Annotated in this window: 25 protein-coding genes; 15 read left to right on the top strand and 10 right to left on the bottom strand. The window is 40.5% G+C overall.

Annotation, left to right across the window (positions count from 1 at the left end; genetic code table 11):
- Positions 1–61: 61 nt before the first annotated feature.
- The 4 genes from FVA69_RS21165 (at position 62) to FVA69_RS21150 (ending at position 5067) form a co-directional block, all read left to right on the top strand.
- Positions 62–1726, top strand: a complete 1665-nt coding sequence (locus FVA69_RS21165) for an LTA synthase family protein (RefSeq protein WP_164529303.1) — start codon at positions 62–64, stop codon at positions 1724–1726.
- A 223-nt stretch (positions 1727–1949) separates the two neighbouring features.
- Positions 1950–2951, top strand: coding sequence for an NAD-dependent epimerase (locus FVA69_RS21160; protein ID WP_004906856.1), 1002 nt, complete (start codon positions 1950–1952; stop codon positions 2949–2951).
- A gap of 44 nt (positions 2952–2995) precedes the next feature.
- Positions 2996–4162, top strand: coding sequence for a nucleotide sugar dehydrogenase (locus FVA69_RS21155; RefSeq protein WP_004906857.1), 1167 nt, complete (start codon positions 2996–2998; stop codon positions 4160–4162).
- A gap of 200 nt (positions 4163–4362) precedes the next feature.
- Positions 4363–5067 carry a lipopolysaccharide core heptose(II) kinase RfaY gene (locus tag FVA69_RS21150; protein ID WP_115168219.1) on the top strand — a complete coding sequence of 235 codons (705 nt, stop codon included), beginning with the start codon at positions 4363–4365 and terminating at the stop codon, positions 5065–5067.
- A gap of 67 nt (positions 5068–5134) precedes the next feature.
- Here the strand turns inward: FVA69_RS21150 and thiM are convergent, their stop codons facing one another.
- Together thiM and FVA69_RS21140 are read right to left on the bottom strand one after the other, a co-directional pair.
- On the bottom strand, positions 5135–5905 hold the full coding sequence (gene thiM, locus FVA69_RS21145; RefSeq protein ID WP_004906861.1) for a hydroxyethylthiazole kinase: 771 nt from the start codon (positions 5903–5905) through the stop codon (positions 5135–5137).
- 77 nt (positions 5906–5982) lie between these two features.
- Positions 5983–7056 (bottom strand): ROK family protein, encoded by a 1074-nt coding sequence (locus tag FVA69_RS21140; protein ID WP_227024238.1) that lies wholly within the window; start codon positions 7054–7056, stop codon positions 5983–5985.
- A 321-nt stretch (positions 7057–7377) separates the two neighbouring features.
- Between FVA69_RS21140 and FVA69_RS21135 the strand changes: the two genes are divergently transcribed.
- From FVA69_RS21135 to FVA69_RS21125, 3 genes are all read left to right on the top strand, one after another.
- Positions 7378–8196, top strand: a complete 819-nt coding sequence (locus FVA69_RS21135; RefSeq protein ID WP_004906865.1) for a purine-nucleoside phosphorylase — start codon at positions 7378–7380, stop codon at positions 8194–8196.
- Between the two features lie 67 nt (positions 8197–8263).
- Positions 8264–9181: a DMT family transporter gene (locus FVA69_RS21790; protein ID WP_004906867.1), complete on the top strand. Its 918-nt coding sequence runs from the start codon at positions 8264–8266 to the stop codon at positions 9179–9181.
- A complete protein-coding gene (locus tag FVA69_RS21125) occupies positions 9178–10434 on the top strand; it encodes a nucleoside permease (RefSeq protein ID WP_109912530.1) in 1257 nt (418 codons plus the stop codon). Before FVA69_RS21790 ends, FVA69_RS21125 begins: the two co-directional genes overlap by 4 nt.
- A gap of 76 nt (positions 10435–10510) precedes the next feature.
- On the opposite strand, the gene FVA69_RS21120 is transcribed toward FVA69_RS21125, so the two are convergent.
- The 5 genes from FVA69_RS21120 to FVA69_RS21100 form a co-directional block, all read right to left on the bottom strand.
- Positions 10511–11134 carry a GntR family transcriptional regulator gene (locus tag FVA69_RS21120; RefSeq protein ID WP_109912529.1) on the bottom strand — a complete coding sequence of 208 codons (624 nt, stop codon included), beginning with the start codon at positions 11132–11134 and terminating at the stop codon, positions 10511–10513.
- A gap of 162 nt (positions 11135–11296) precedes the next feature.
- The gene (locus tag FVA69_RS21115) at positions 11297–12088 is read right to left on the bottom strand and encodes a carbon-nitrogen hydrolase family protein (protein WP_164529302.1); all 792 of its coding nucleotides are present in this window, start codon (positions 12086–12088) and stop codon (positions 11297–11299) included.
- Positions 12089–12097: 9 nt separating this feature from the next.
- Positions 12098–12745 carry an RraA family protein gene (locus FVA69_RS21110; RefSeq protein WP_004906874.1) on the bottom strand — a complete coding sequence of 216 codons (648 nt, stop codon included), beginning with the start codon at positions 12743–12745 and terminating at the stop codon, positions 12098–12100.
- Positions 12746–12789: 44 nt separating this feature from the next.
- Positions 12790–14100 carry an MFS transporter gene (locus FVA69_RS21105; RefSeq protein ID WP_109912527.1) on the bottom strand — a complete coding sequence of 437 codons (1311 nt, stop codon included), beginning with the start codon at positions 14098–14100 and terminating at the stop codon, positions 12790–12792.
- Positions 14101–14554: 454 nt separating this feature from the next.
- Positions 14555–15418 carry a YicC/YloC family endoribonuclease gene (locus tag FVA69_RS21100; RefSeq protein WP_004906895.1) on the bottom strand — a complete coding sequence of 288 codons (864 nt, stop codon included), beginning with the start codon at positions 15416–15418 and terminating at the stop codon, positions 14555–14557.
- 123 nt (positions 15419–15541) lie between these two features.
- Between FVA69_RS21100 and rph the strand changes: the two genes are divergently transcribed.
- Together rph and pyrE are read left to right on the top strand one after the other, a co-directional pair.
- Positions 15542–16255 (top strand): ribonuclease PH, encoded by a 714-nt coding sequence (gene rph, locus FVA69_RS21095; RefSeq protein WP_004265108.1) that lies wholly within the window; start codon positions 15542–15544, stop codon positions 16253–16255.
- A 112-nt stretch (positions 16256–16367) separates the two neighbouring features.
- Positions 16368–17012, top strand: coding sequence for an orotate phosphoribosyltransferase (pyrE, locus tag FVA69_RS21090; RefSeq protein WP_004906896.1), 645 nt, complete (start codon positions 16368–16370; stop codon positions 17010–17012).
- A 49-nt stretch (positions 17013–17061) separates the two neighbouring features.
- On the opposite strand, the gene slmA is transcribed toward pyrE, so the two are convergent.
- From slmA to coaBC, 3 genes are all read right to left on the bottom strand, one after another.
- Positions 17062–17661, bottom strand: coding sequence for a nucleoid occlusion factor SlmA (gene slmA, locus FVA69_RS21085; RefSeq protein ID WP_004906897.1), 600 nt, complete (start codon positions 17659–17661; stop codon positions 17062–17064).
- Positions 17662–17878: 217 nt separating this feature from the next.
- Positions 17879–18334: a dUTP diphosphatase gene (gene dut, locus FVA69_RS21080; protein ID WP_164529301.1), complete on the bottom strand. Its 456-nt coding sequence runs from the start codon at positions 18332–18334 to the stop codon at positions 17879–17881.
- Positions 18321–19532 carry a bifunctional phosphopantothenoylcysteine decarboxylase/phosphopantothenate--cysteine ligase CoaBC gene (gene coaBC, locus FVA69_RS21075; protein WP_164529300.1) on the bottom strand — a complete coding sequence of 404 codons (1212 nt, stop codon included), beginning with the start codon at positions 19530–19532 and terminating at the stop codon, positions 18321–18323. The genes dut and coaBC overlap by 14 nt, the downstream gene beginning before the upstream one ends.
- 180 nt (positions 19533–19712) lie before the next feature.
- Here coaBC and radC point away from each other — a divergent pair, with 180 nt between their 5' ends.
- The 6 genes from radC to rfaP all read left to right on the top strand — a co-directional run bounded on the left by radC (position 19713) and on the right by rfaP (position 24250).
- Positions 19713–20381: a RadC family protein gene (gene radC, locus FVA69_RS21070; protein ID WP_004906900.1), complete on the top strand. Its 669-nt coding sequence runs from the start codon at positions 19713–19715 to the stop codon at positions 20379–20381.
- A gap of 274 nt (positions 20382–20655) precedes the next feature.
- A complete protein-coding gene (rpmB, locus tag FVA69_RS21060; protein ID WP_004265123.1) occupies positions 20656–20892 on the top strand; it encodes a 50S ribosomal protein L28 in 237 nt (78 codons plus the stop codon).
- Positions 20893–20903: 11 nt separating this feature from the next.
- Positions 20904–21071, top strand: coding sequence for a 50S ribosomal protein L33 (rpmG, locus tag FVA69_RS21055; protein ID WP_004265124.1), 168 nt, complete (start codon positions 20904–20906; stop codon positions 21069–21071).
- 198 nt (positions 21072–21269) lie between these two features.
- Complete coding sequence (rfaQ, locus tag FVA69_RS21050) at positions 21270–22334, top strand: lipopolysaccharide core heptosyltransferase RfaQ (protein ID WP_042851478.1); 1065 nt, start codon at positions 21270–21272, stop codon at positions 22332–22334.
- Position 22335: 1 nt separating this feature from the next.
- Positions 22336–23460, top strand: coding sequence for a glycosyltransferase family 4 protein (locus FVA69_RS21045; RefSeq protein WP_164529299.1), 1125 nt, complete (start codon positions 22336–22338; stop codon positions 23458–23460).
- Positions 23453–24250: a lipopolysaccharide core heptose(I) kinase RfaP gene (rfaP, locus tag FVA69_RS21040; RefSeq protein ID WP_123382699.1), complete on the top strand. Its 798-nt coding sequence runs from the start codon at positions 23453–23455 to the stop codon at positions 24248–24250. The genes FVA69_RS21045 and rfaP overlap by 8 nt, the downstream gene beginning before the upstream one ends.
- Positions 24251–24270: the final 20 nt, after the last annotated feature.

The raw sequence follows: 24270 nt of genomic DNA, 5'->3' as shown, positions 1-24270 counted from the left end.
TTTTAATCCGTTATAGTAGTGCTTCATAGCAACCTCCAATATTAAACTTGTGGTAAAACTAATGAAGAAAAAGTTATTTGCAGGCTTTTATCTGGCATTGATCTTTATTGGCTCCCTTTTCTTAGTCTTTGAAAAAGGTAGTGTAATTTATCCTGCACTCATATCGGTCAGTGTATATGCCGTTTTATTCGGTATTTTAATGGTGCTAACAGCCCGCTGGTTATTTTCTGTGATTATTACCAGTACATTATTTATCATCATTAAATTCCTGAACCAGTTAAAAGTTCATTATTACAAAGAACAACTCTTCTTTAGTGATATCAATATCATGACGGACACTTCCAATATGGGGACCTTGGGTCATTATTGGTTAGCGGGTGTCGCATTGGTCGGGTTGCTTATATTATTAGTCATTAATGGGGTTATTAGCTGGCGGTTGGTCAAACCAAGTAAATCAAAGATTACTCGCGTTATTGGTGTCGTTCTTATTGTTGCAGGTTATTTTAGTATTAACTTCACAAGCTCACATTATTATGACAGATGGTCTCAGACGTTGCCAAAAGGCCGAGGGACAGTGACCAATATTATTATGTCAGCACAAAATGCGAGTTATCAGTCTCCTGAATTTGCAGGTTCAGCTGATTACTTTGTAAAAAAAGCAGCTGCTGTCTCCTTAGAAAATAATGTGGTATCAGAAAAGCCAGACATCGTTTTATTACTACAAGAATCTACTGTTGACCCACATATTTATGATTTACCTGAAGGAACCAAGCTTCCCGATTTATTTATGTTCCAGCAAGATAATGGCGTAAGTGCGCATAGTCAGATGCGGGTACAAACTTTTGGAGGGGGAACTTGGTTATCTGAATTCTCCGCCTTAACTGGCTTAAATAGCGATGATTTCGGTGCGCAAAAAAGCGGTGTATTTTATTTTATCGTTGACCACCTTAAAAATAGCTTATTCAAAGAAATGAAGGCCAACGGTTATTATACTGTGGTACTTACTCCTTTTAATAAAGGTGCATACCATTCAGGCCATGCCTATGAAACGCTTGGGGTTGATAGAATTATTCAACCACAAGAACTTGGCTACCCAGGAAAACTACAAGATAACTTATGGACGATCAGCACCGATGATATGCTGAAATACGTGAAAGAAATCTTAGCTCAAGAAACAGATAAACCTGTATTTATTTTCTCTCTTACCATGTATGAACATGGCCCTTATAAAGAGAGTCATAGTGATGACTATGGCATAAAAGACAAAATTAAAAACCCTGATGCTGCGGGTGAATTTAGCCATTATATGGACAAAATCGCCACTTCAGATGCATCAATACGCAATTTTGCAGACTTTATTGAAAAACGTGAGCGCCCGTTGATGTTTTTATATTTTGGTGACCATCAGCCAGGCATTAGTTTAAATCAGTATAATTCTTCATTTTCATCTCCCGCTTACTTAACACAATTTACCTTACGGGATAATTTAAAATCAGGGACGGTGATCAAAACGGGCCAGCTAACCGATATTTCCTTCTTAGGTGGTATTTTATTGGAAAGAGCGAATTTAAAAATATCCCCATTTTATGAGGCTAACATCAAAATGCGTCACTTATGTGATGGCAAGCTGAATGATTGTGAAGACCAAAAGTTACTTGATAGCTACCGTAACTATGTTTATGGAACTTTAGAAGCGGCTAACGCCAATAAAGGTGATATGCAATAGTATGTTATTATCAGCCGTAGATATTTACGGCTGATCCCCTCTTTTTTGTTATTTCCTACCTAAAATATTAATACTTTCTTAAAATTTATTATTTTTTTAGGCTTTCTTGTTTTAATAACAAAACCATTCGTTATTATTTTTGTCTTAATTTTAGGTATTTTTTCTGTGAAATTTGGTGCTCATTCAGAGCTTAAGAATGGTTTAACGCTAGAAGACAATGAATATGAAATATTTGGTCACGGGAAGTGCGGGTTTTATTGGTTTTAAGCTTTGCCAGCGTTTATTAGAGGACGGACATGAAGTTGTTGGGATTGATAACTTAAATGCATATTATGATCAAGGGCTTAAACAATCCCGTTTACATTTATTGGAGCAGTTCCCTTTATTTCGCTTTATTCATCTTGACCTCACTGACCGTGAAACCGTTCGGGTATTGTGTACCCAAGAGCAATTTGACCGAGTCATTCACCTAGCAGCACAAGCGGGGGTCCGTTACTCATTGGAAAACCCATTTGCTTATGCAGACAGTAATTTGACTGGTCACCTCGCTATTTTAGAAGGCTGTCGCCAAGCAAAAGTGAAGCATTTGGTCTATGCCTCTTCAAGTTCGGTGTACGGAGTGACCGATAAGACGCCATTTACCACGGACATGGCAACCGATCACCCTATTTCACTGTATGCGGCAACGAAGAAAGCTAATGAATTAATGGCGCACTCCTACTCGCATTTATACCAGCTTCCAACGACTGGGTTGCGCTTCTTTACGGTTTACGGCCCATGGGGGCGCCCAGACATGGCTTTATTCAAGTTTACGAAAGCTATTTTGGCGGGCGAGCCTATCGATGTCTATAATAACGGCAATCTCAGTCGTGATTTCACTTTTGTTGATGATATTGTCGAAGGTGTGATCCGTATTTCAGATATAATTCCACAAGCAAACCCGAATAACCCTTCGGCATCACCGGCAGAAAGCAGCGCGCCATATCGAATCTATAATATTGGTAATGGTCAACCCGTTAAATTGATTGAATTTATTTCTGCACTGGAAAAAGCACTGGGTAAAGAAGCGATTAAAAACTTTTTACCTATGCAAGCGGGTGATGTATACACCACTTGGGCGGATACAGAAGACTTGTTTAATGTGACTGGTTATCGCCCACAAGTTTCTATTGAGCAGGGTGTTCAGGCATTTGTGGATTGGTATCGTTCTTATTACCACCAATAATATCAATAAGCTGTAACATCTTTAGCAGGATTTGAGAGGCAAGTTTGAAAATAGCAATCGCAGGAACCGGTTACGTCGGCTTATCTAACGCCATGTTGCTGTCACAACACCACGAAGTGGTCGCCGTGGACATCATCCCTGAAAAAGTGGCGATGTTAAACAACCATCAATCACCGATTGTTGATGCAGAAATTGAGCAGTTTTTAACGGAAAAGACGCTCAATTTTCGCGCTACAGAAGATAAAACAGAGGCCTACACAGGCGCTCAGTACGTGATTGTGGCTACACCAACTGACTATGACCCAAAAACCAATTACTTCAATACTAGATCGGTTGAGTCTGTTATTCATGATGTGAATGAAATTAACCCACAAGCGACGATCATCGTAAAATCCACTATTCCGGTGGGCTTTACCGCGCGTTTACGTGAAGAATTTGGTTATACCAACGTGATTTTCTCCCCTGAATTTTTACGTGAAGGCCGCGCTTTGTGGGATAACTTGCACCCGTCCCGTATCGTGGTAGGAGAGCGTTCAGAGCGCGCGAAAATTTTTGCGGATTTACTGCTTGAAGGTGCGATTAAAAAAGACGTTCCCGTGTTATTTACGGATGGCACCGAAGCCGAAGCCATTAAGCTGTTTGCCAACACCTATTTAGCGATGCGTGTGGCATACTTTAATGAGCTCGACACCTATGCAGAAAGCCGCGGTCTAAATGCACGCCAAATTATTGAAGGGGTCTCTTTAGACCCACGTATTGGCAGCCATTATAACAACCCATCATTCGGTTACGGTGGTTATTGTTTACCAAAAGATACCAAACAACTGTTAGCTAACTACGATGATGTGCCAAATAACTTGATTAACGCCATTGTGGAATCGAACCGTACCCGCAAAGACTTTATTTCCGATGCGATTATTGCTAAAGCACCACGTAAAGTCGGTGTTTATCGCTTAGTGATGAAGGCTGGCTCTGATAATTTCCGCGCCTCTGCGGTACAGGGTGTGATGAAACGCATCAAAGCCAAGGGTATCGAAGTGGTGGTGTATGAGCCTGTTTTAAAAGAAAATGAATTTTTCCGCTCTAAAGTTATTCGTGACTTAGAGACTTTCAAAGCAGAAAGCGACATTATTTTAGCCAACCGGATGGTGCCTGAGCTGGAAGATGTGGCAGAGAAAGTCTATACCCGCGATTTATTTGGTAACGACTAAGCGGTTTTTATGAGAGTAGGTTGGCACTATGGTGACCTGCTCTCATAGATAGAGCCGTACAGCTTTTCTAAAACCTTACCAATTTTGAGGTATATCGCACAACTTACCTATTTTTAGACGCCATTTTGCAACAATCGCTAAGAAATGTCGTTTGCCATTTGCTAGCATCCGTCAATTGATTAAAAATTGGCTATTTTGCTATGCAGAACATAATAAAAAAACAAAGAGACGGTTTTATCACCTATCAAAAAGAAGGTGAGATAGATTTTTGGCAAATTGTTAATGATTATATTGATGGGAAGATCTCGGGTAAAAATTTAGGTAGCGGAAATATTGAGAGAAGTGTTGCTCGTATTCATGTAGATGGGCAAAACTATATTATTAAATGTGAAAAAGAACGGGATAAGCGTATTGAAAAACGGTTGATGCGTATTATTTCAGGACCTTTTTATTCACAGTTATTAATGCGATTAGTCTCTGCTCAAAATAAAGGTTGTATGGTAACCAATGACATCTATTTCGTTGCTGAAAAAATGGTCGGTCGTGAGTCAGTAGAAACATGGATTATTGCGGAATATGTGGAAGGAACGGTTTTATCTGAACTGGATGATATTACGCCTTACTATGCAGAAATGAAGTCTGTCATTAACCAATTACATAACTATGGTTTATCTTCTAATGACATCCATGCAGGAAACTTTGTTGTAACCAATGTGGGGCTAAAGGTTATTGATTTATCAGATTATGGTAATTTTGCTATTTGCAAAGCGAATGATTTAATTGCATTACAGCGTTTTTACGATATTGAACCCGATAGCAAAAATTGTGTTTATCGCTTTATTCGTTTTAGAGATAACTTTCGTCATTGGTCAAGAAAAATAAGAGGAAAGAAAACTCGGCTTTAGTGTGCTATGCCAAGTTTTCATTACTACTAAATTACCGAAAATAACAAAGTTACCGATCACAACAAAACTATTGATAAAGCGCATCTAAAAATTCAGGGATAAAACTACCTGTCCCATGGCAGCGCTGGGTTGCGGTTTCTCCGGCTTGCTTCATGATAGCGCAAGCAGCGGCAACATTTTGCAGCCTATCACCAGGTAGAGCACAACATGCAGCAACCACCGCAGAAAGAGCGCATCCCGTACCGACCACCCGAGTCATTAAAATATGGCCGCCAGTCACCGCAAAGGTGCGTGTTCCATCGGTGATGTAATCCACTTCACCGCTTATCGCAACAATAGTCTTAGCTTGTCTCGCTAATAATTGTGCCGCGGGGAGTGCATCATCAGTGGAGTTAAGGGAATCAACGCCTCTGCCACCTGCACTGCTTCCTGCTAACGCCATAATTTCAGAAGCATTACCGCGAATAGCGGCAGGTTTGAGTGTCAACAATTCATGGCAAAAATGGGTACGAAAGCTGAGCGCACCTGCAGCGACAGGGTCAAGTACCCAAGGTTTTTGTGCTTGATTTGCACTGTTAACCGCACATTTCATCGCATATCGACGCTCTGTCGTTAATGTGCCCACATTAATTAGTAAGCCATGTGCGATAGCGGCAAACTGCTCAGCTTCTTCGGGTTCAATCACCATGGCTGGGGAACAGCCGAGTGCTAATAGGACATTGGCAGTGAAGGTCTGAACAACATCGTTTGTCATGCAATGAACAAGAGGAGATTGAGAATTAAGTTGCTGTAGTACCAGTGATTTCGCCGTGTTACTGATGTGTTCAAATTCTAACATGATCCCCTCATTAATAGTGATAGAGTATAGGTTTGTTGATTTATTCTACACTCTATCTGTTTTAATGAAAGAACCGCTTAATCAGCAAGGTACTTCTCCATTACCATTCCACCAGCACCCTGAGCAACGATTTCATATGAATCATTGGCGGGATAAATGCGTGTCTTAATATGGGGGAAAATAGCGAGTTTTTCTTCAATCGACTTTTTGGTCATCTCAAAAAAGTGATTTTTAGGTGTCAGGGTGCCGCCGCACACCACCACATCGGCTTGAGTCGTTAAAATAGCATTAGCGATGGCGATACCATAATAATAGGCCGCTTCACCAAGCGCTTCGAGGCACAGGGCATCGTCCAATGTGAGAGCTTGGAAAATAGTATGGTAGCTAATTTCAGACTCATTATTAACTAATTCATTGATTATTGAACTTTTACCCAACCTGAGTTGCTGGATTACTCGTGCCTTAATCGCAGACAGTGAACTATATTGCTTTAAACAGCCAAATGACCCACATTCACAGCGCTGGCCATTAATATCAATCGTTGTATGGCCAAAGGCTTGAGCTGTACTAATGGGGGCCGGAGCGTATTGGTTATTGATGATGGTGCAACTGCGAATATCAGTATCACAGGTTGTGAATAAAAATCTTTGGCTATCAGAGGTATAGCGCAAGCGATACTCAGCAAAAGCCGCAAAACTAATCCCACTTCCGAGTAACACAAAACAAGGAACTTTACTGGAAATGTAGTCGTGAAGTTCTTTTATTCTTGCGTGGTATTGATGATATGGCAGTTTATCACGTTCTAAAATATGGTCGATGGCGATGCCGATACCCAACAAGCTTTCTACGCTAAGTCCATGTTCAGCTAATAAAATATCTAATCTGTTGAGCAGATGATCCACCATATTTTCTGCGGTTTCTAGGTGCTCATATTTCACTTTTACCATACCTAAAATATCCAATTTTAGGTTTTGTAAAACAATCGTTGAATATATATCACTCATTTCAATGCCAACAAGATAACCATCTGCAGCATTAATGTTATAGAGGATTGGTTTGCGGCCACCGGTCGACTCTCCGAGCTCAGAAGTCGAAATTAAGTGATTTCTCCCCAGTTCGTCGAGTAACCGAGCACAAGTTGCTGGTTTCATGCTAGCCAGTGATGTCAACGTCTCTGCCCTAATGGGACCATGGTTTAAAATTAATCGGTAAAGCGTTTTGAGTTTTTGTGTTTTTGAATTTTTTGAGGTGCGAAATTCATTTAATAGTGTATGTAACAAGCGCCTCACTCCTTTTCATTCCGACTCTATCGATAAAGATTAGCAAATATACGCATAAGATTCTGCTTCCTGTGACACATCATATCGAAATACTTTTTATTAAAATGAGATTAAGATCGCTGTTCTGTTTCTAAATTGCTTTATGATCAATTTTAACAATTTTTAGTCGATGTCAATTTGGAGACAACAACCATGCATCATACAAAAGATATTCTAGAAAGCTTAAGCTTTATTCAGTCTCGCACAGATATTAAACCAACAGTGGGCATTATTCTGGGTTCAGGACTCGGTCCGTTTGCGGATACATTAGAAAATGCAGTGCATATTCCTTATAGCGAAATTCCACACTTTGCTAAATCTGAAGCGGTAGGGCATGCCAATGAATTGGTGATCGGCACCATCGCAGGTAAAAATGTGGTTGCCATGAAAGGCCGTTTCCACTATTACGAAGGCTTTACCCTTGACCAAGTCACTTTCCCTGTGCGTTTGATGAAAGCGTTGGGTGTTGAAAAATTGATTATCACCAATGCCTGCGGTGCGGTAAATACCGACTTCAACCCAGGTGATCTGATGATTATTACCGATCATATTAATTTAACTGCAAATAACCCACTGATGGGGCCAAATAACCCTGAATTAGGGGTGCGTTTCTTGGATGTCAGTGAGGTGTATAACAAAGAATTACGCCAAACAATCAAGAATGTAGCGGCTGAACAAGGTGTTTCTGTCCGTGAAGGTGTTTATGCATGGTGGACAGGCCCAACTTATGAAACACCTGCCGAAATTCGTATGATCAGAACCTTAGGCGCAGATGCTGTTGGTATGTCTACCGTACCAGAAGCTCTGGTCGCTCATCATTCACAAATTAAAACAGTGGGCATTTCCTGCTTAACCAATATGGCTTGCGGTATTTTAGAACAGCCACTTAGTCATGACGAAGTTATTGAAACAGCTGAAAAAGTTAAAGCGACCTTCTTGAAATTAGTGACAGGCGTGATCGAACGCTTCTAATTTTTTAGGTTCTTTTTCTCAAACTAATATAAAGATGTCCATGACACTAAATAAGGTGAATATTGAAATGAAATTTAAAGGTCTAATTTTAGTTTCTTTAGGCGCTTGTAGTTATGGCATCCTTTCAACACTCGTCGTGTTGGCCTACCGCGCAGGGTATTCCTTGAATGATGTCATCGGTAGCCAAACGGTATTAGGTGCGATTTTACTGTGGTTTTTTGTTGTCGCAGGCGTATTAGTTAAAAAAGCACGTCTAGTATGGCCAACACGTCGGCAAGGCCTATTAATGTTACTCACTGGGACGACAACCGGGTTAACCGGGCTTTTGTATTATGCATCATTGCAATATTTATCCCCTGCACTTGGTGTCGTACTCTTTTTGCAATTTACATGGATGGGGGTTGCAATTAACGCATTTATTGACCGCAAAATTCCTCCCGTAATGACCATGGTGTCAGTTGTGGTGATATTAATTGGAACAGTATTAGCGACAGGTTTGTTAAACAGTTCAGGGATCGTGTTTCACTGGCTTGGTGTGCTATTAGGATTATGTGCAGCATTATCGAACGCTATTCGTGTTTACGTCAGTGGAGCATTAGCGGTTAAAACAGATCCTATGATGCGTTCTGCAATTATGGTAACAGGGGGCGCAATTTTGACATCAATTGTTGTTCCGCCAACATTCTTATTGAGCGCTTCAACGTTTCAATCTCTATTTTTCTCATACGGATTACCTCTGGCTTTCTTTGGTTCTTTCTTCGGTATGTGGATGTTTGCCAAAGGTACTCCACTGATCGGTACCAGTTTAGCGACCATTGTTAGCTCAATGCAGTTACCTGTCACGATTTTATTATCCGTAACGGTATTGCATTTACCTCTTGAATTCATTCAGTTTGTTGGTGTTGCTGTCATCCTTATGGGTGTTACCATTGCTGAGTTGAAAATAAAAACAAATAAATATAACTCCAAACGGAGCCTTGTATGAATATTAAATCCCGCTTGAAAATCATGCTTTTCCTGCAATATTTTGTTTGGGGAAGTTGGTTAGTTACACTCGGCTCGTACATGATGAAAACATTGAGTTTTTCAGGTGCAGAAGTCGGTATGGTGTATAGCTCAAAGGGTATTGCTGCTATTTTAATGCCCGGGCTTATCGGAATCATTGCAGATAAATACATTCCAGCAAATCGTTTATATATGATTTGCCATTTGATTGGGGCTGCTGCATTGTTTTATGCCGCAACAGTCACAAGTTCAACTATCATGTTCTGGGTGATGTTAATTAATGCAATGGCCTTTATGCCAACAATTGCACTCTCAAATAGCATCAGTTATTCATCATTAAGCCAATATCAGCTCGATTCAGTGAGTAACTTTCCACCTATTCGTGTGTTTGGTACGGTAGGCTTTATTGTTGCAATGTGGAGCATTAGCTTATTGAAATTTGAGCTAAGTAGTATGCAGCTTTATATTGCAGGTGGTTGTTCATTGCTTTTAGCGCTTTATTCACTAACTTTGCCAAAAATTGAAGTCAATAAAAAAGCGATTTCAAGTAGTTGGATCAGTAAGCTAGGTTTAGATGCTTTGGTGTTATTTAAAAAGCCTATTATGGCGGTATTTTTCTTATTCGCTATGTTACTTGGCGCTGTTTTACAAATCACGAATACATTTGGTAACCCATTCTTGCACGACTTCGGGCTGAACCCGTTATACCAAGATAGTTTGGTGGTACAGTATCCATCGATATTATTATCGATCTCTCAGATGGCTGAAGTGTGTTTTATCTTAGCAATTCCATTTTTCTTGAAACGCTATGGCATTAAAACAGTCATGTTATTAAGTATGTTCGCTTGGACACTACGCTTTGGTTTCTTTGCGTTTGGCGACCCATCAGCCATTGGTTTGATGTTCTTGATCATGTCGATGATTGTTTATGGCTGCGCATTTGATTTCTTTAATATTTCAGGCTCTATATTTATTGAAAGAGAAGTAGATACGCGTATGCGTGCGAGTGCCCAAGGCTTATTTATGACAATGGTTAACGGTGTTGGGGCCTATTTTGGTGCGATACTAAGTGGATTGGTTGTCGACTATTACACCGTGGATGGTATTAAAGATTGGCAAATGATTTGGTTAGTTTTTGCTTCTTATACTGTTGTATTGGCAATAATATTCCAATTTACGTTCCATTATCACCATGATAAAGACGCAGCACTGAAAGAAGCCAAATCTAGCTAAGATAAATCGTTATAAATAACATTCAATTTAAGAGAAAACCATAAATTTGGTTTTCTCTTTTTTGTTAGTTTTAACATTAAACATAATTACGTTTACCGCGTAAAATATGCTCAGTCAGCGTTTCTTCCGCAAGGGTAAATTCTTTTGCTTTGAGTTGCTCAACCAATTGCTGATGTTGGCGTGTAGATTCATAATAATATTCATTGCGATAAATAGGGTCGGGCTGAAAATATACTCGCTGGCGAATATTGTCCGCTAAATCTAAGAAAACTGAGTTATCCAGTAATTCTAAGAAGAAACGGTGGAATCGTTCATCTTCTTTTATCCAACCTTGATAGTCATTTTCCTTCAATAATTCATTTTGCCGCTCAATAATGGTCTCTAAAATAGAAAAATGCTCATTAGTTAAATATTCACGCACTAATTTAATTGCATGTGACTCAATTGCTAAGCGTAAATCATAATTATCTCGAGTCTCTTTTAACGATAGTTTCTGAATAAAAACACCTTTTCGAGGGATAATTTTGACTAAGCCTTCATTTTGCAATTGATATAAGGCTTCGCGAATTGGGGTGCGACTCATACCGAGTTCCTCAACTAAGCTATTTTCAGAGGTATAACTTTCCTCTCCAAATTGCTTACTGAGAATTTTATGCTTAATTGCGGTATAGGCTTGTTGGCTTAGTGGTTTATCTTTCATCAGGATCTTGTGTTAATAATAGAAATTTTAGTGAGTATAGAAAGGAATAGGCTGGTATACAAGTAATGCACTAGTTTTATATTATTTAGGGTGCTGTTAAATTTTGGTGGGTAATTGAACTTAACTTGTTGAATAAACCAGCATCCTTGCCAGTTTTTTAGACTAATACAGCTCAGGGCGCCGGTTTTGCATGCAAGGTAATTTTTCTCGTGTTTCTGCGGTATGCTGCGTTGATATTTCAGCAAAAAATAGTGTTTCATCGTAGCCAGCAGAGGCAATGGTTACGCCAAGCGCATCACAAACAAGGCTGCGGCCAATAAAAATATTACCAGTTTGGTCACATGCGCAGACAGGAATTGTGTTCTCCAAAGCGCGTGCTTTAACTAATGTTTGGTAATGCTCCTCTTTAAGTGGCCCACTTACCCATGCTGTGGGAACGAGTATAAGGTCTGCGCCAGCTAAGGTTAGTTTTCGAGCAACTTCTGGGAAACGCAACTCATAACAGACTAAAACGCCAATTTTGCCAAATTCAGTTTCCACAGGTTTTAACGCATTATTACTTTGAATAATGTTGAGGGATTCCTGATATGAAAAGGCATCATACAGGTGGGTTTTTTGGTAATGATAGATAAGCTCACCTTGGCGGTTCAACATAATTGTCGTGTTGAATGCTCTTTTCGGCTCATTCGGGGCACTTTCATAAATTCCACAAGTCACATAAATACCGCATTGTTTAGCGGTTTTTGTCAACTCGGAGACAAAAGGGCCATCAACAGGCTCTGCGACATCGGCATAGCTAATACCGCTATCTGCAGGAACAAATGCCATGAACATTTCCGGCAATAGGACGAGGTCGGCACCGCCTTGAGCAGCTTTTTGTATAGCGTCACAGGCTTTTTTTAAATTTAGAGCTTTATCTGGGCTACTGGCAAGCTGAGCAATTGCAATTTTCATGGAGTCTCCTTATTCAAAAAATTTAGCTGCACCTGAAATCGCCGCTAATGTTTCACCAGCATCAATGCGCTTTTTAACATCAATTTCAGCATGTTGAGCATTAAGGGCTCGTTGACGATATTCTTGCAGAGTAACTTCATCGGCGACTAAAATGCCATCACCATCTGCGATGATTAAATTACCGGGATGAATCGTTACGCCATCTATACTAATTGGCACATTAATTGCGCCTTCAATACCTAAGATTCGCGTCGTCAACGGGCTCACTTTACGTGCATAAATAGGAACACCAATCTCACGTAATGCTTTGATATCAGTGACACAACCATCAATAACTGCGCCGGCAATTTTCTTTGCCCGTGCCATGTAAGAAACCATTTCGCCCCAACAAGCACGATCATAATCCCCAGACATATCGATACAGACAACATCGCCTTCTTGCACGATGTCGAAAACCTTATGTACAGCAGATGAATCCATATGCGGAATACGTACAGTTACAGCATTACCAATAAATTGGCACTGTTCAATTTGTGGGCGTAATGTTTTTAGAAAACCGAAGTCGGTCATGTGTCCAATAGTTGACGGGCAAACATCACGGCAACTTTCGATAACTTCTGGGCTAAAACAGGCAACTCGAGGATTTAATGTAAACATAAGGACACCTTTATTTATTGAATATAATGTGTTTTGGGTAAAAATTAGTCAGGATTAACGGCAGCAGCTAAAGGTTTATCAGGCTGAATGAAAAACCAGCAAACAATCGCTAAACTGATAGGTATCACATTGAAAAGTAAAGCGACGGTCCAGCCAAAATGCTGTGCAAGCCAGCCACATAAAATAGGGGAAATAACACCACCGAGATTACCCCACAAGTTCATCCATCCACTGACCGAGCCAGCATATTGGCGGCCTTTATCTGCTGCGATTGCCCAAGAGGTCACAACTGGTAATCCTAGAGAGCCGAGCGCAAGGGTTAGCCATGCAACACTAGCGATGGCACTTTCAGTTTGAGCTGCGCCGCAAATCCCCACGATAAATAGAATAAAACCGGCAATCGCGATATAGCCCCTAGCGACTAACTGCGAGTACCCTTTGTTGAGTAACCAATCAGAAATTGAGCCTGCAGTGAGTACTGCGATACAAATTGCTAACCAAGGAAAACTGGCGGCTACGCCCATTTGGGTTAATGAAAAGCCTCGAGCTTCTTGTAAGTAGGTGGGTAACCAAATCATGAATAAGGTGGTCATATAGGCAACAAAAAAATATTGGAAGCCAACAGCCCAGAAAGGACGTTCTTTCATAAATTTGCGCCAAGGGGCTTTAACATCAGTACCGCCTTGCTCACTAATTGTTCGGCCTTCATGGATGAATGCGATTTCACTTTGAGAAATTTTAGGGTGTTGCTCAGGCTTATTTCTGGCAAAAAAATACCAAACCATGCCGATAAGAATGCCAATCACACCAAATATATAGAAAACGGCATGCCACCCGAATGAAATCATAATAAATACGGTAAGAGTGGGGGCAATCACAGGCCCAAAATAGGAACCGGCAAGTAAGAAGCTAGCGGCTCGTGCCTTTTCATTTTGGCGAAACCACCATGTATTAAAAACGGCATTTGCAGGGTAGAGCGGCGCTTCCCCAACGCCGAATAGGAAGCGTACGATACATAGCCAAATATAGGTAGGAGCCACGACAGTTAAGATGGTAAATGCAGACCAAATATATAGGCTGATGGTTGCGATTAGTCTGCTACCAAACCGCTCTGCAAGTATCCCGCTTGGGATTTGGGCTAGTGCATAGCCAAGAGAAAATAACGCACCCAAAAAGCCAAATTGAACTTTGCTCATTCCTAAATCGGTCATCATATGTTCGGCCACAATGGAAATATTGGCGCGATCCATATACGCAATCAAACCGATAATAAAAAATATTGCTGCTAATCCCCAACGTAAACGCCCTGGTGAGTCTTTCGTTGCTGGTGTTACAACAGAATCATTATGTGACATAGAGTTACCTTTTTATTGGTTTGTCGAGGTAATCAACCTTATTGTATTTATATTGAATTCAACTTGTATACAAGACGGATGTTAATAAGCAGTTATTGAGGTGTCAAAGATCTGTTTTGTTATCTGTGACTGAACTCAAAACATTTGATTGATTTATGAGCGAGATCTTATTTTTAGGAAAATAGATAGGTAATAAATTTTATTATGAAAAATCAAGTTTTTATGATTTCATGGGAAACGATTTAATCGACGTTACTAATTATTTGAGAAAGAATAATTAATACTGCTTCGGTATAAATTTTTTAATATCGTCGAAGGGGTGTTGTGGAGTATAGCTTCAAAAATCGTGACAACTAGCACCTATTTCGAGTAAATATTGAGAATATCTCCAAAAAAAGCCAAACGATAATTAAGGTCGATTAGCTTTTTATGGATTAAAATCGTCAAGGAGTGATTATTCAATATTCTGAATTTGTTCTCTCATTTGCTCGATTAATACTTTGAGTTCAACTGCAGAGGTTGTAACTTCGCTATTAATTGATTTTGACGCTAACGTATTAGCTTCGCGGTTGAATTCTTGCATCATAAAGTCAAGGCGGCGACCAGTTGCCTCTTTTTTCTTCAAGATATTACGCGTTTCTTTAACGTGAGCTTCTAGTCTATCCAGTTCTTCTGCAACATCAACACGTTGAGCCAATAGAATAAGTTCTTGTTCCAGACGGTTGTTATCCACTTGAATATCAGCTTCTTCTAACTTATTTTGTAAGCGTTCACGTTGCCACTGTAAAATTTCTGGCATATGTTGACGTACTTTTGCGACTTCAACTAAGACGCCATCAAGGCGTTGTTCGATAAGTGCATGCAATGAAGCACCTTCAGCTTCACGGCTTTGAATGAAAGCATCAATAGCTTCATCTAAGCCTGCCAGTAGCTGTTCGCTGATGACATCTAAATCTTGTTCACCTGCTGACATCACACCCGGCCAACGCAAAATTTCTAATGGGTTTATTTCACCTTCATGGCTGTAATTTTTAACCCAATTCGCAGCACTGATTAATTGGCGTGCTAATTGTTCATTTAGGATTAATTCACCACGATTTGCGCCATCTAACTCAAAGCGTAGGCTACATTCTACCTTTCCACGTGTTAGGCGAGAACGCAGACGTTCGCGAATAACGGGCTCAAGGCTTCTGAATTGCTCAGGTAAGCGAATATACGTTTCTAAATAACGTTGGTTCACGGAACGCAGCTCCCAGGCCGCATTCCCCCATTCACCCTTGATATCCCGACGGGCAAAAGCGGTCATACTACGGATCATAATTCGTTCCCATTATCGTAAAGATTTAGGCGATTATAACGCTATGCAGGATGACAGGATAGGCATTATCGCTTGAACAACGTATAATGCGTCCCAATTTGAGTTGATAATGGAGATAACACCATGCGCCCAGCAGATAGACAAGCAGACCAAATGCGCCCGATTACCATCACGCGCAACTATACTAAGCATGCAGAAGGCTCTGTTCTTATTGAGTTTGGCGACACGAAGGTGTTATGTAATGCAACTGTTGAAGAAGGGGTTCCTCGCTTTTTAAAAGGGCAGGGGCAAGGTTGGGTTACAGCGGAGTATGGCATGTTACCGCGCGCAACAAACTCACGTAATCAACGTGAAGCTGCACGAGGAAAACAAACCGGTCGTACGATGGAAATCCAACGTTTAATTGCACGTTCTTTACGTGCTGCGGTTGACCTTAAAAAATTAGGTGAATACACGATTACTTTAGACTGTGATGTTATTCAAGCGGATGGTGGTACACGGACAGCAGCGATTTCTGGTGCTTGTGTGGCGCTTGTTGATGCACTGAATAACATGGTTGAGCAAGGTAAAATTGCAAAAAGCCCACTAAAATCAATGGTTGCTGCCGTTTCGGTTGGAATTGTAAACCAAGAAGCTCTATGTGATCTTGAGTATGTTGAAGATTCTGCAGCTGAAACCGATATGAATGTTGTCATGATGGATGATGGCCGAATGATTGAAGTACAGGGCACCGCAGAAGGCGAACCGTTTAGTCATGAAGAGTTATTAGCCCTATTGGCGTTAGCTAAAACAGGTTTAAATACCATTTTTGAAGCTCAGCGAGAAGCGCTGAAGTAAGTTAATCATTAATTAGGCGGCTGAAAAGTCGCCTTTTTTATGCCTGCTGGTTCATCAACTAGTGTGCCAGCTTTGAAAATAGATAAATAATCATCAACGAGGAGAATGACCAATGAAAGCCTATCAGCGCGATTTTATTGAACTTGCCATGAAAAAACAGGTACTTAAATTTGGTGAGTTTACGCTGAAATCAGGTCGTAAAAGCCCTTACTTTTTCAATGCGGGGTTATTTAATACAGGGCGTGATCTGGCACTTGTCGGTCGTTTTTATGCACAAGCATTACAAGATAGCGCAATTGAGTGTGATGTCATTTTTGGTCCAGCGTATAAAGGGATCCCCATTGCAACGACGACAGCGGTAGCACTTTCTGAGCACCATGACATCGATATGCCATACTGCTTCAACCGCAAAGAAGCTAAAGACCATGGGGAAGGCGGCGTGTTAGTCGGAAGTCCTTTACAAGGGCGTGTTGTGGTAGTTGATGATGTGATTACCGCAGGGACGGCAATTCGTGAATCAATGGAAATTATTAAACAACAACAAGCTACGTTGAATGGTGTTCTGTTATGCCTTGATCGCCAAGAAAAAGGCAAAGGTGAAATTTCAGCAGTACAAGAGGTTGAGCGTGATTATGGTTGTAAAGTTTACTCAATTATTACCATGAGCGATTTAATCACCTATCTTGCTGAAAAGGAAGGTATGCAGGAACATTTAGCGGCTATGAAGGCTTATCGCGAACAATACGGAATTGAATAAAAAAAGCCCTCGCCCAATGATGGGCGGGGTGAGTAGTATAAATAATCGGTTATTGTAACTGAGCTAGAATTAAAGGCCAGCGCGATTCAAACTCGACGGTTGGCCGATAACGAAACTCAGAACGCACAAAACGAGAGAGCATCCCTTCACAAAAGGCTAGTAACTGAGAAGCAAGTAATGACTCATCATGAATAAACCCATGGCCATCACGTATTTTTTTCTCTTTTAACACCTGCCGTAATTGTGATTCTATACGTTCAAATAATTGGTTAATACGATCTTGCAGCCTATCTTGCTCAAACATCAGAGCATGGCCAGTCATTATACGCGTAAGCCCAGGATTTTTCTCGGAAAACCCAAGTATTAGGGCAAGTATTAGTTTAATTCTAATTATCGTATCTTTTTCATCAGTTAAAATCAGATTAATGCGTGAAACTAATGAGTCTTCAATAAACCCAATAAGGCTATCGAACATTTTCATTTTACTCGGAAAATGACGATATAGCGCAGCTTCTGATACACCAACCGTAGCAGCAAGTTTTGCTGTTGTAATACGTTGGCTGCCATCACTACTTTCTAACATTAACGCAAGAGCCTGTAAAATCTCATCACGTCTGTTACGTTTTTGTGTTATCGCTTTTTCTGCCATGTCTAATAAGACCCCTGCTAAAACAGCAAAACAAACTATCCAAAATTTTGCTCTTAGTAAAGAGAGTTTCGAAGCAAAATGGATTTAAAAAATGTTTAAAATATAAGTAATGTTGAGCAAGCTTCCTGAAAGAAAATATGCGGCTGATTGTTTTTATTCATAAAGATAGAACCTAATTTAGGTTCTATCTAGCATATTAGTTATCAGGATGTTCTATTTATTGACGGCCAGAATGACCGAAACCGCCAGTTCCACGCTCGGTTGTGTCAAAATCATCAACAATATTAAATTCCGCCTGAACAACCGGGACAAACGCCATTTGTGCCATACGTTCACCAGGTTCAATGGTAAAAGCTTTGTCACTGCGGTTCCAGACAGACACCATGAGCTGGCCTTGATAATCAGAATCAATGAGGCCAACGAGGTTGCCCAGTACAACGCCATGTTTATGACCTAAACCGGAACGAGGTAAGATGACTGCAGCAAGACTTTCATCTGCAATGTGAATGGCTAAACCTGTTGGAATAAGTTCTGTTTGACCTGGTGCCAAATCGATTGGTGCATCAAGGCATGCACGTAGGTCTAAACCAGCAGAACCTGTGGTGGCATAGGCTGGTAGAGGAAATTCATTACCGATACGGCTATCGATGATTTTTAGGTCAATTTTTTTCATAACGTTGAAGTATCTCGTCAAGTAAATAGTGGCTTAATTCGTTTTTATTACAGTGAGGCAAACGGGTATCACCGTTTGCATCAAAAAGATGTAACGCGTTGTTATCGCTATTAAACCCGTTGTCTGCTAGTGAGACGTCATTGGCACAAATGAGGTCGAGTTGCTTTTGTTGTCGTTTTTGGCGTGCATATTCTTCCACATTTTGGGTTTCAGCTGCAAATCCAACAACATATGGCCTATTGTGTTTTAGGTTTCCGACACTAGCCACGATATCTGGATTTTTGATAAGTGTAATCGAAACTTCATCACCTTGTTTTTTTATTTTATTTTCAGCAATGTTTTTTGCGCGATAATCTGCAACTGCAGCGCAACCAATAAAAATATTTTGTTCAGCAATGGTTTGATGCACTTGTTCATACATCTCTAAGCCACTCATGACATCAATTCGGTTAACGCCTTCTGGTGTTTCAATATTTACAGGGCCCGCAATTAAAGTGACATCGGCACCACGTTGACTGGCTGCTTTAGCAATGGCAAAACCCATTTTCCCCGAACTATGGTTACTAATAAAGCGAACTGGGTCTAGCGCTTCCCGTGTTGGGCCCGCAGTGATCATTAATTTGATGCCTTGTAAGTCGAGTTTAGGGGTAAAAAACTCATTGGCTAGACGAACAACTTCTAGTGGGTCAATCATGCGACCAGGGCCAATATCACCACAGGCTTGGCTACCTGCATCTGGCCCCCAAATCATACATTGACGTTGTTGCAATTTGATTAAATTTTCTTGGGTTGCTTTTGCTCGGTACATTTGTTGGTTCATTGCTGGCACAAGTGCAATCGGTGCTGCGGAAGCAAGGCAAACTGTTGTGAGTAAGTCATTTGCCATTCCTGCATTGAGGCGAGCAATTAAATCCGCAGTAGCCGGTGCTAGAATAATGAGATCTGCCCATTTAGCCAGTTCAATATGGCCCATAGCAGCCTCAGCAGCAGGGTCTAGCAGGTCATCAGAAACGGGATGCCCTGAAACGGCTTGCAAGGTTAAAGGTGTAATAAAGGCTTTAGCACCTTGAGTCATCACAACGCGTACTATCGCACCTTTATCGCGCAAACGGCGGGTGAGTTCAGGGATTTTGTACGCAGCAATGCCCCCACTAATACCAATAACTATCTGCTTACCTAATAGTGACAGTTGATTCATTATTTTTATCCAATTCGGTCAACATGGGAGGCATATTACCACAGAGAAGCGCGAGGTGGCGCGCTCGATTTTTCATCACAGTACTATTTTTGCGAAGCGCTACGCAAACCCTTATGAGAGTGATTGTGAATGTTTTTTAGACTAGATAAAAAGGAAGCAAGGGATTTAGGGACAAAAAATATGATGAGTGAACATCTAGACCTACCACCAAGGGAAAAGCTACTCGCATACGGGGCAGCTGCGTTATCTGATGCTGAACTACTCGCTATTTTTCTACGTACAGGGAGCCAAGGCGAACCCGTTTTACAGCTTGCGAAGCGTTTAATACAGGAGTTTGGTTCAGTATATTTGCTTCTACAAGCAGACTACGAAAAACTCAAGCAATGTAAAGGAATGGGGAGTTGTAAATTTACCCAATTACAGGCTGTGAGTGAATTAGCTCGCCGTTTTTTCTCTGAACAATTTTTACATGAAGATGTGATGACTGGGCCTGAACAGTTGAAAGCAAAGTTGTTGGATTTGTTCGCAGGGCAAGAGCGTGAAGTTTTTGTCGTGATATTTTTAAATAATAAAAATCAAATTATTTGTCATGAAGAGTTGTTTAAAGGTACTTTAAACAAAGTTGAAGTTCACCCCAGAGAAATCATTCGCTTTGCCATAAAAATGAATGCAAACGGGATTATACTCGCCCATAACCATCCATCAGGTAATCCGGAACCAAGCGTAGCAGACAGGCAAGTGACAGAGCGTATCCAACGTGCTTGTACTATTATGGGGATTAAATTGCTTGACCATTTTGTCGTTGGGCATAAGCAATGTGTGTCATTTGTGGAGCGAGGATGGTTATAAAATTATTTTTTTGCCTAAAAAATGACAACTTTCTTTGTGTTGGGCTTGAGTGAAAACGATGGAAAGCGTATACTACGCCACCTTTAAGGATCTTGGGTTTGGCGAGAAGGGCCTATCTCAGTAAATTTTTACGTTTTAGTAAAGTAAATCTTTATTTAGGTATCAACGGTTTTTTCAGTCAATGAAAGTTTGCTGAGATGGGCTCCTAAGCCTGACGAGGCGGCCATACCCAGAACAAAAAAGCTCGAGCTGATTAGATTTTTGGAGAATAGACATGTCACGAGTCTGCCAAGTTACTGGCAAGCGTCCAATGAGCGGTAACAACCGTTCACACGCATTAAACGCGACCAAACGTCGTTTTTTGCCAAACCTGCACTCTCACCGTTTCTGGGTTGAGTCTGAGAAACGTTTCGTAACACTGCGTGTATCTGCTAAAGGTATGCGTGTTATCGATAAAAAGGGTATTGATGCTGTTCTTGCTGAACTGCGTACCCGTGGTGAGAAGTACTAAGGAGCTAAAAAATGGCTAAAGGTATTCGCGAGAAAATCAAGCTAGTCTCTTCTGAAGGTACAGGTCATTTCTATACCACTACGAAGAACAAGCGCACAATGCCAGAAAAACTGGAACTGAAAAAATTCGATCCAGTTGTTCGTAAGCATGTGATCTACAAAGAAGCAAAAATCAAATAATTTTGCTTTCTGCGTTAAAAACTCAGCTTCGGCTGAGTTTTTTTTTACCTAAAATTTGGGTTGTCGCGGATATGTGCATTCGAAGCTATGACCATTATTATGAAAGTAGTAACATAGTGAGTATTCATTGAATTAATAATGATATTTGTTGTCGAATGACTATTGTCTTTTACATATAGACTTGATTAAGAGTGCCTGGTGAAAAAACAGTTTAAAAAAATTCTTGTGATCAAGATGAGGTTTCATGGGGACATGTTGCTGACAACACCCGTTATCAGCTCATTAAAACACCGATATCCTGATGCTGAAATTGACGTTTTGCTTTATCAGGATACTATCCCCATTCTCTCTGAAAATGCTGAAATTAACGCTTTGTACGGCATGGCGGGGAAAAAAAGTAGTGGGCTGAGTAAAGCATGTAATTTTATTAAGCTACTGCTAAAGCTGCGTAAAAATAAATACGATTTAGTTGTTAACCTTGCAGATCAGTGGATGGTGAGTGTATTAGTTCGGGCTATTCCTGCTGACACAAAAATTTCCCATCAATTTACCCATCGAGATTCTAAATACTGGCGTAATAGTTTTACGCATTTGATAGAACCTGAAGGCGAACACGTTGTTCTGAATAACCTATCAGTGCTCAAGCCGTTAGAAATAAAAGAATTAAAAACGCATCTAACGATGTCTTATTCAGAGCAGGATTGGAAAAATATTGATGAAAGGTTACTAAGCTTAGGTGTCCATAGCAGCTATGTCGTTATTCAACCAACAGCGCGCCAAGCTTTTAAGTGTTGGGATAATGAAAAGTTTTCAGCCGTCATTGATGCATTGCAGTCTCGTGGTTATCAAGTGGTTTTAACATCGGGACCGAGTAAAGAAGATTTAGAATGTATCAGTGATATTGCAAATGGTTGCCAAACAACGCCTGTTACTGAGCTTGCAGGAAAGACTTCATTTCCAGAGTTAGGCGCACTGATTGCTCATGCCGCTCTATTCATCGGTGTTGATTCTGCACCGATGCACATTGCTGCTGCAGTCAAAACACCAATTGTGTGTCTTTTCGGTGCGACAAATCATATTTTTTGGCGGCCTTGGAGCGATAATAGTGTGCAATTCTGGGCCGGAGACTATGAACCTATGCCTCCGCGAGATGAACTTGACCGCAGTAAAAAGTATTTATCTATTGTCCCTGCATCCGATGTAATTAAAGCCACAGAGAAAATATTGCCGATGAATATTCGCTCTATGATGACAAGGTATTAACATGAATCTGGCATTTTGCTTATATAAATACTTTCCGTTTGGTGGGTTACAGCGGGATTTTCTACGTATTGCAACGGAATGCCAATCACGTGGGCATCACGTACGTGTCTATACCCAATCATGGGATGGTGATAAGCCTAGCGGCTTTGAAATTATTATCGTGCCGGTGACATCAAAAACGAATCATGGACGAAACGCACAATATTGTGACTGGGTGTTGGCGCATTTAAAGCAGCATCCTGCTGAGCGGGTAGTTGGTTTCAATAAAATGCCAGGACTAGATATTTATTATGCAGCAGATGTTTGTTATGCACAAAAAGTCGCTGAAGAAAAAGGTTTTTTTTATAAGCTGACGCCTCGCTATAAACACTATGCTGTATTTGAAAAAGCTGTTTTTGCAGTGGGGAAACCGACGCAATTACTCATGTTAACACCGCATCAAATTAGTCATTTTAAAAAGCATTATGGGACAGAAAATGAGCGTTTCCATATGCTGCCACCCGGTATTGCCCAAGATAGAAAGTATGATAAGCAAGTTGCGGAAGCTAAAAAAGTTTATCGTGAAAAAAATCAAATACCTGAATCTGCATTTTTAGTATTGCAGGTGGGTTCTGACTTCAAACGTAAAGGCGTCGATCGCACCATAAAAGCCATTGCGGCATTACCCGAAGAGATTAAGAAAAACACGTTATTGATGGTAGTTGGCCAAGATAAGCCGGCGAAATACCAGCAGTTAGCAAAAACGTTAGGCATTGGTTCGCAAGTCTCTTTCTTTAGTGGACGTAATGATATTGCAGAATTAATGGCTGCAGCCGATATATTAATGCATCCGGCTTACCAAGAAGCTGCTGGTATTGTGTTATTAGAGGCAATTACCGCGGGTTTACCGATTATTGTCACAGAAGTGTGTGGATATGCTTCATTTATTAGCCAAGCCAAATGCGGTATTGTGGTAAATGAGCCCTTTGAGCAAACGGTTCTGAACTTGGCTCTAGAAGATAGTTTAAAAAATCCGGTTCAATTAGCACAATGGGCAAGTAATGCGCGATATTTTGCCGATACAGAAGATTTATATAGTTTACCAGAAAAAGCCGCAGATATTATTTTAGGGGAAGCGAATGATTGAGTTAAAACCCCCTTTTAGTGAATTGTGGAAGAATAAAGATCCATTTATCGAGGCGGATAAGCTACAAGGTGAAGTTTTTCGTGCGTTAGAATCGCGTAAAACTCTGCGTTTTGAACTTGAGGGACGCAGCTATTTTATAAAAATTCATTATGGGACTACACTAAAGGAAGTTCTTAAAAATCTATTTTCTTTTCGGTTGCCGGTATTAGGCGCTGATCGAGAGTGGAATGCTATTCATCAACTGACTCAAGTGGGAGTTGACACGATGAATGGTCGAGCTTTTGGGCAAAAAGGGATTAACCCTCTTCGTCGTCACTCCTTTATTATTACTGAAGATTTGACCCCGACGGTGAGTTTGGAAGATTATTGTGCAAATTGGCTAGATAACCCGCCAACTTTTAGTACCAAACAAATGATTATTCGTCGTGTTGCGAAGATGGTGCGTAAAATGCACGCGACCGGTATTAACCATCGTGATTGTTATATTTGCCATTTTTTACTGCACTTGCCATTTACGGAAAATGAAGAACAGTTAAAAATATCAGTAATTGATTTACATCGGGCACAACTCAGAAATTCTGTTCCAACCCGTTGGCGCAATAAAGATTTAATTGGTTTATATTACTCATCATTAAATATTGGGCTAACTCAGCGTGATATTCTTCGTTTTATGAAAATCTATTTTGGCTTATCGCTGCGAGTTATTTTGCAACAAGAAGCATCATTGATAGCTAAAGCGGAAAGCAAAGCTGCACAAATTAAAGAACGCACAATTAGAAAGTCATTGTGAGTCAAAGAGAGAAGAGAGAT

Origin of the sequence: Providencia sp. PROV004, assembly GCF_011045615.1 — a bacterium.
Lineage (GTDB): Bacteria > Pseudomonadota > Gammaproteobacteria > Enterobacterales > Enterobacteriaceae > Providencia > Providencia rettgeri.
The sequence above is the reverse complement of the archived record's forward strand: the minus strand, read 5'-3'. Positions and strand labels throughout refer to the sequence as shown.

Coding starts and splice junctions, on each gene's coding strand:
- FVA69_RS21165 (WP_164529303.1), top strand. CDS start 62: ATGAAGAAAAAGTTATTTGCAGGCTTTTATCTGGCATTGATCTTTATT.
- FVA69_RS21160 (WP_004906856.1), top strand. CDS start 1,950: ATGAAATATTTGGTCACGGGAAGTGCGGGTTTTATTGGTTTTAAGCTT.
- FVA69_RS21150 (WP_115168219.1), top strand. CDS start 4,363: ATGCAGAACATAATAAAAAAACAAAGAGACGGTTTTATCACCTATCAA.
- thiM (WP_004906861.1), bottom strand. CDS start 5,905: ATGTTAGAATTTGAACACATCAGTAACACGGCGAAATCACTGGTACTA.
- FVA69_RS21140 (WP_227024238.1), bottom strand. CDS start 7,056: ATGAAACCAGCAACTTGTGCTCGGTTACTCGACGAACTGGGGAGAAAT.
- FVA69_RS21135 (WP_004906865.1), top strand. CDS start 7,378: ATGCATCATACAAAAGATATTCTAGAAAGCTTAAGCTTTATTCAGTCT.
- FVA69_RS21790 (WP_004906867.1), top strand. CDS start 8,264: ATGAAATTTAAAGGTCTAATTTTAGTTTCTTTAGGCGCTTGTAGTTAT.
- FVA69_RS21125 (WP_109912530.1), top strand. CDS start 9,178: ATGAATATTAAATCCCGCTTGAAAATCATGCTTTTCCTGCAATATTTT.
- FVA69_RS21120 (WP_109912529.1), bottom strand. CDS start 11,134: ATGAAAGATAAACCACTAAGCCAACAAGCCTATACCGCAATTAAGCAT.
- FVA69_RS21115 (WP_164529302.1), bottom strand. CDS start 12,088: ATGAAAATTGCAATTGCTCAGCTTGCCAGTAGCCCAGATAAAGCTCTA.
- FVA69_RS21110 (WP_004906874.1), bottom strand. CDS start 12,745: ATGTTTACATTAAATCCTCGAGTTGCCTGTTTTAGCCCAGAAGTTATC.
- FVA69_RS21105 (WP_109912527.1), bottom strand. CDS start 14,100: ATGTCACATAATGATTCTGTTGTAACACCAGCAACGAAAGACTCACCA.
- FVA69_RS21100 (WP_004906895.1), bottom strand. CDS start 15,418: ATGATCCGTAGTATGACCGCTTTTGCCCGTCGGGATATCAAGGGTGAA.
- rph (WP_004265108.1), top strand. CDS start 15,542: ATGCGCCCAGCAGATAGACAAGCAGACCAAATGCGCCCGATTACCATC.
- pyrE (WP_004906896.1), top strand. CDS start 16,368: ATGAAAGCCTATCAGCGCGATTTTATTGAACTTGCCATGAAAAAACAG.
- slmA (WP_004906897.1), bottom strand. CDS start 17,661: ATGGCAGAAAAAGCGATAACACAAAAACGTAACAGACGTGATGAGATT.
- dut (WP_164529301.1), bottom strand. CDS start 18,334: ATGAAAAAAATTGACCTAAAAATCATCGATAGCCGTATCGGTAATGAA.
- coaBC (WP_164529300.1), bottom strand. CDS start 19,532: ATGAATCAACTGTCACTATTAGGTAAGCAGATAGTTATTGGTATTAGT.
- radC (WP_004906900.1), top strand. CDS start 19,713: ATGATGAGTGAACATCTAGACCTACCACCAAGGGAAAAGCTACTCGCA.
- rpmB (WP_004265123.1), top strand. CDS start 20,656: ATGTCACGAGTCTGCCAAGTTACTGGCAAGCGTCCAATGAGCGGTAAC.
- rpmG (WP_004265124.1), top strand. CDS start 20,904: ATGGCTAAAGGTATTCGCGAGAAAATCAAGCTAGTCTCTTCTGAAGGT.
- FVA69_RS21045 (WP_164529299.1), top strand. CDS start 22,336: ATGAATCTGGCATTTTGCTTATATAAATACTTTCCGTTTGGTGGGTTA.
- rfaP (WP_123382699.1), top strand. CDS start 23,453: ATGATTGAGTTAAAACCCCCTTTTAGTGAATTGTGGAAGAATAAAGAT.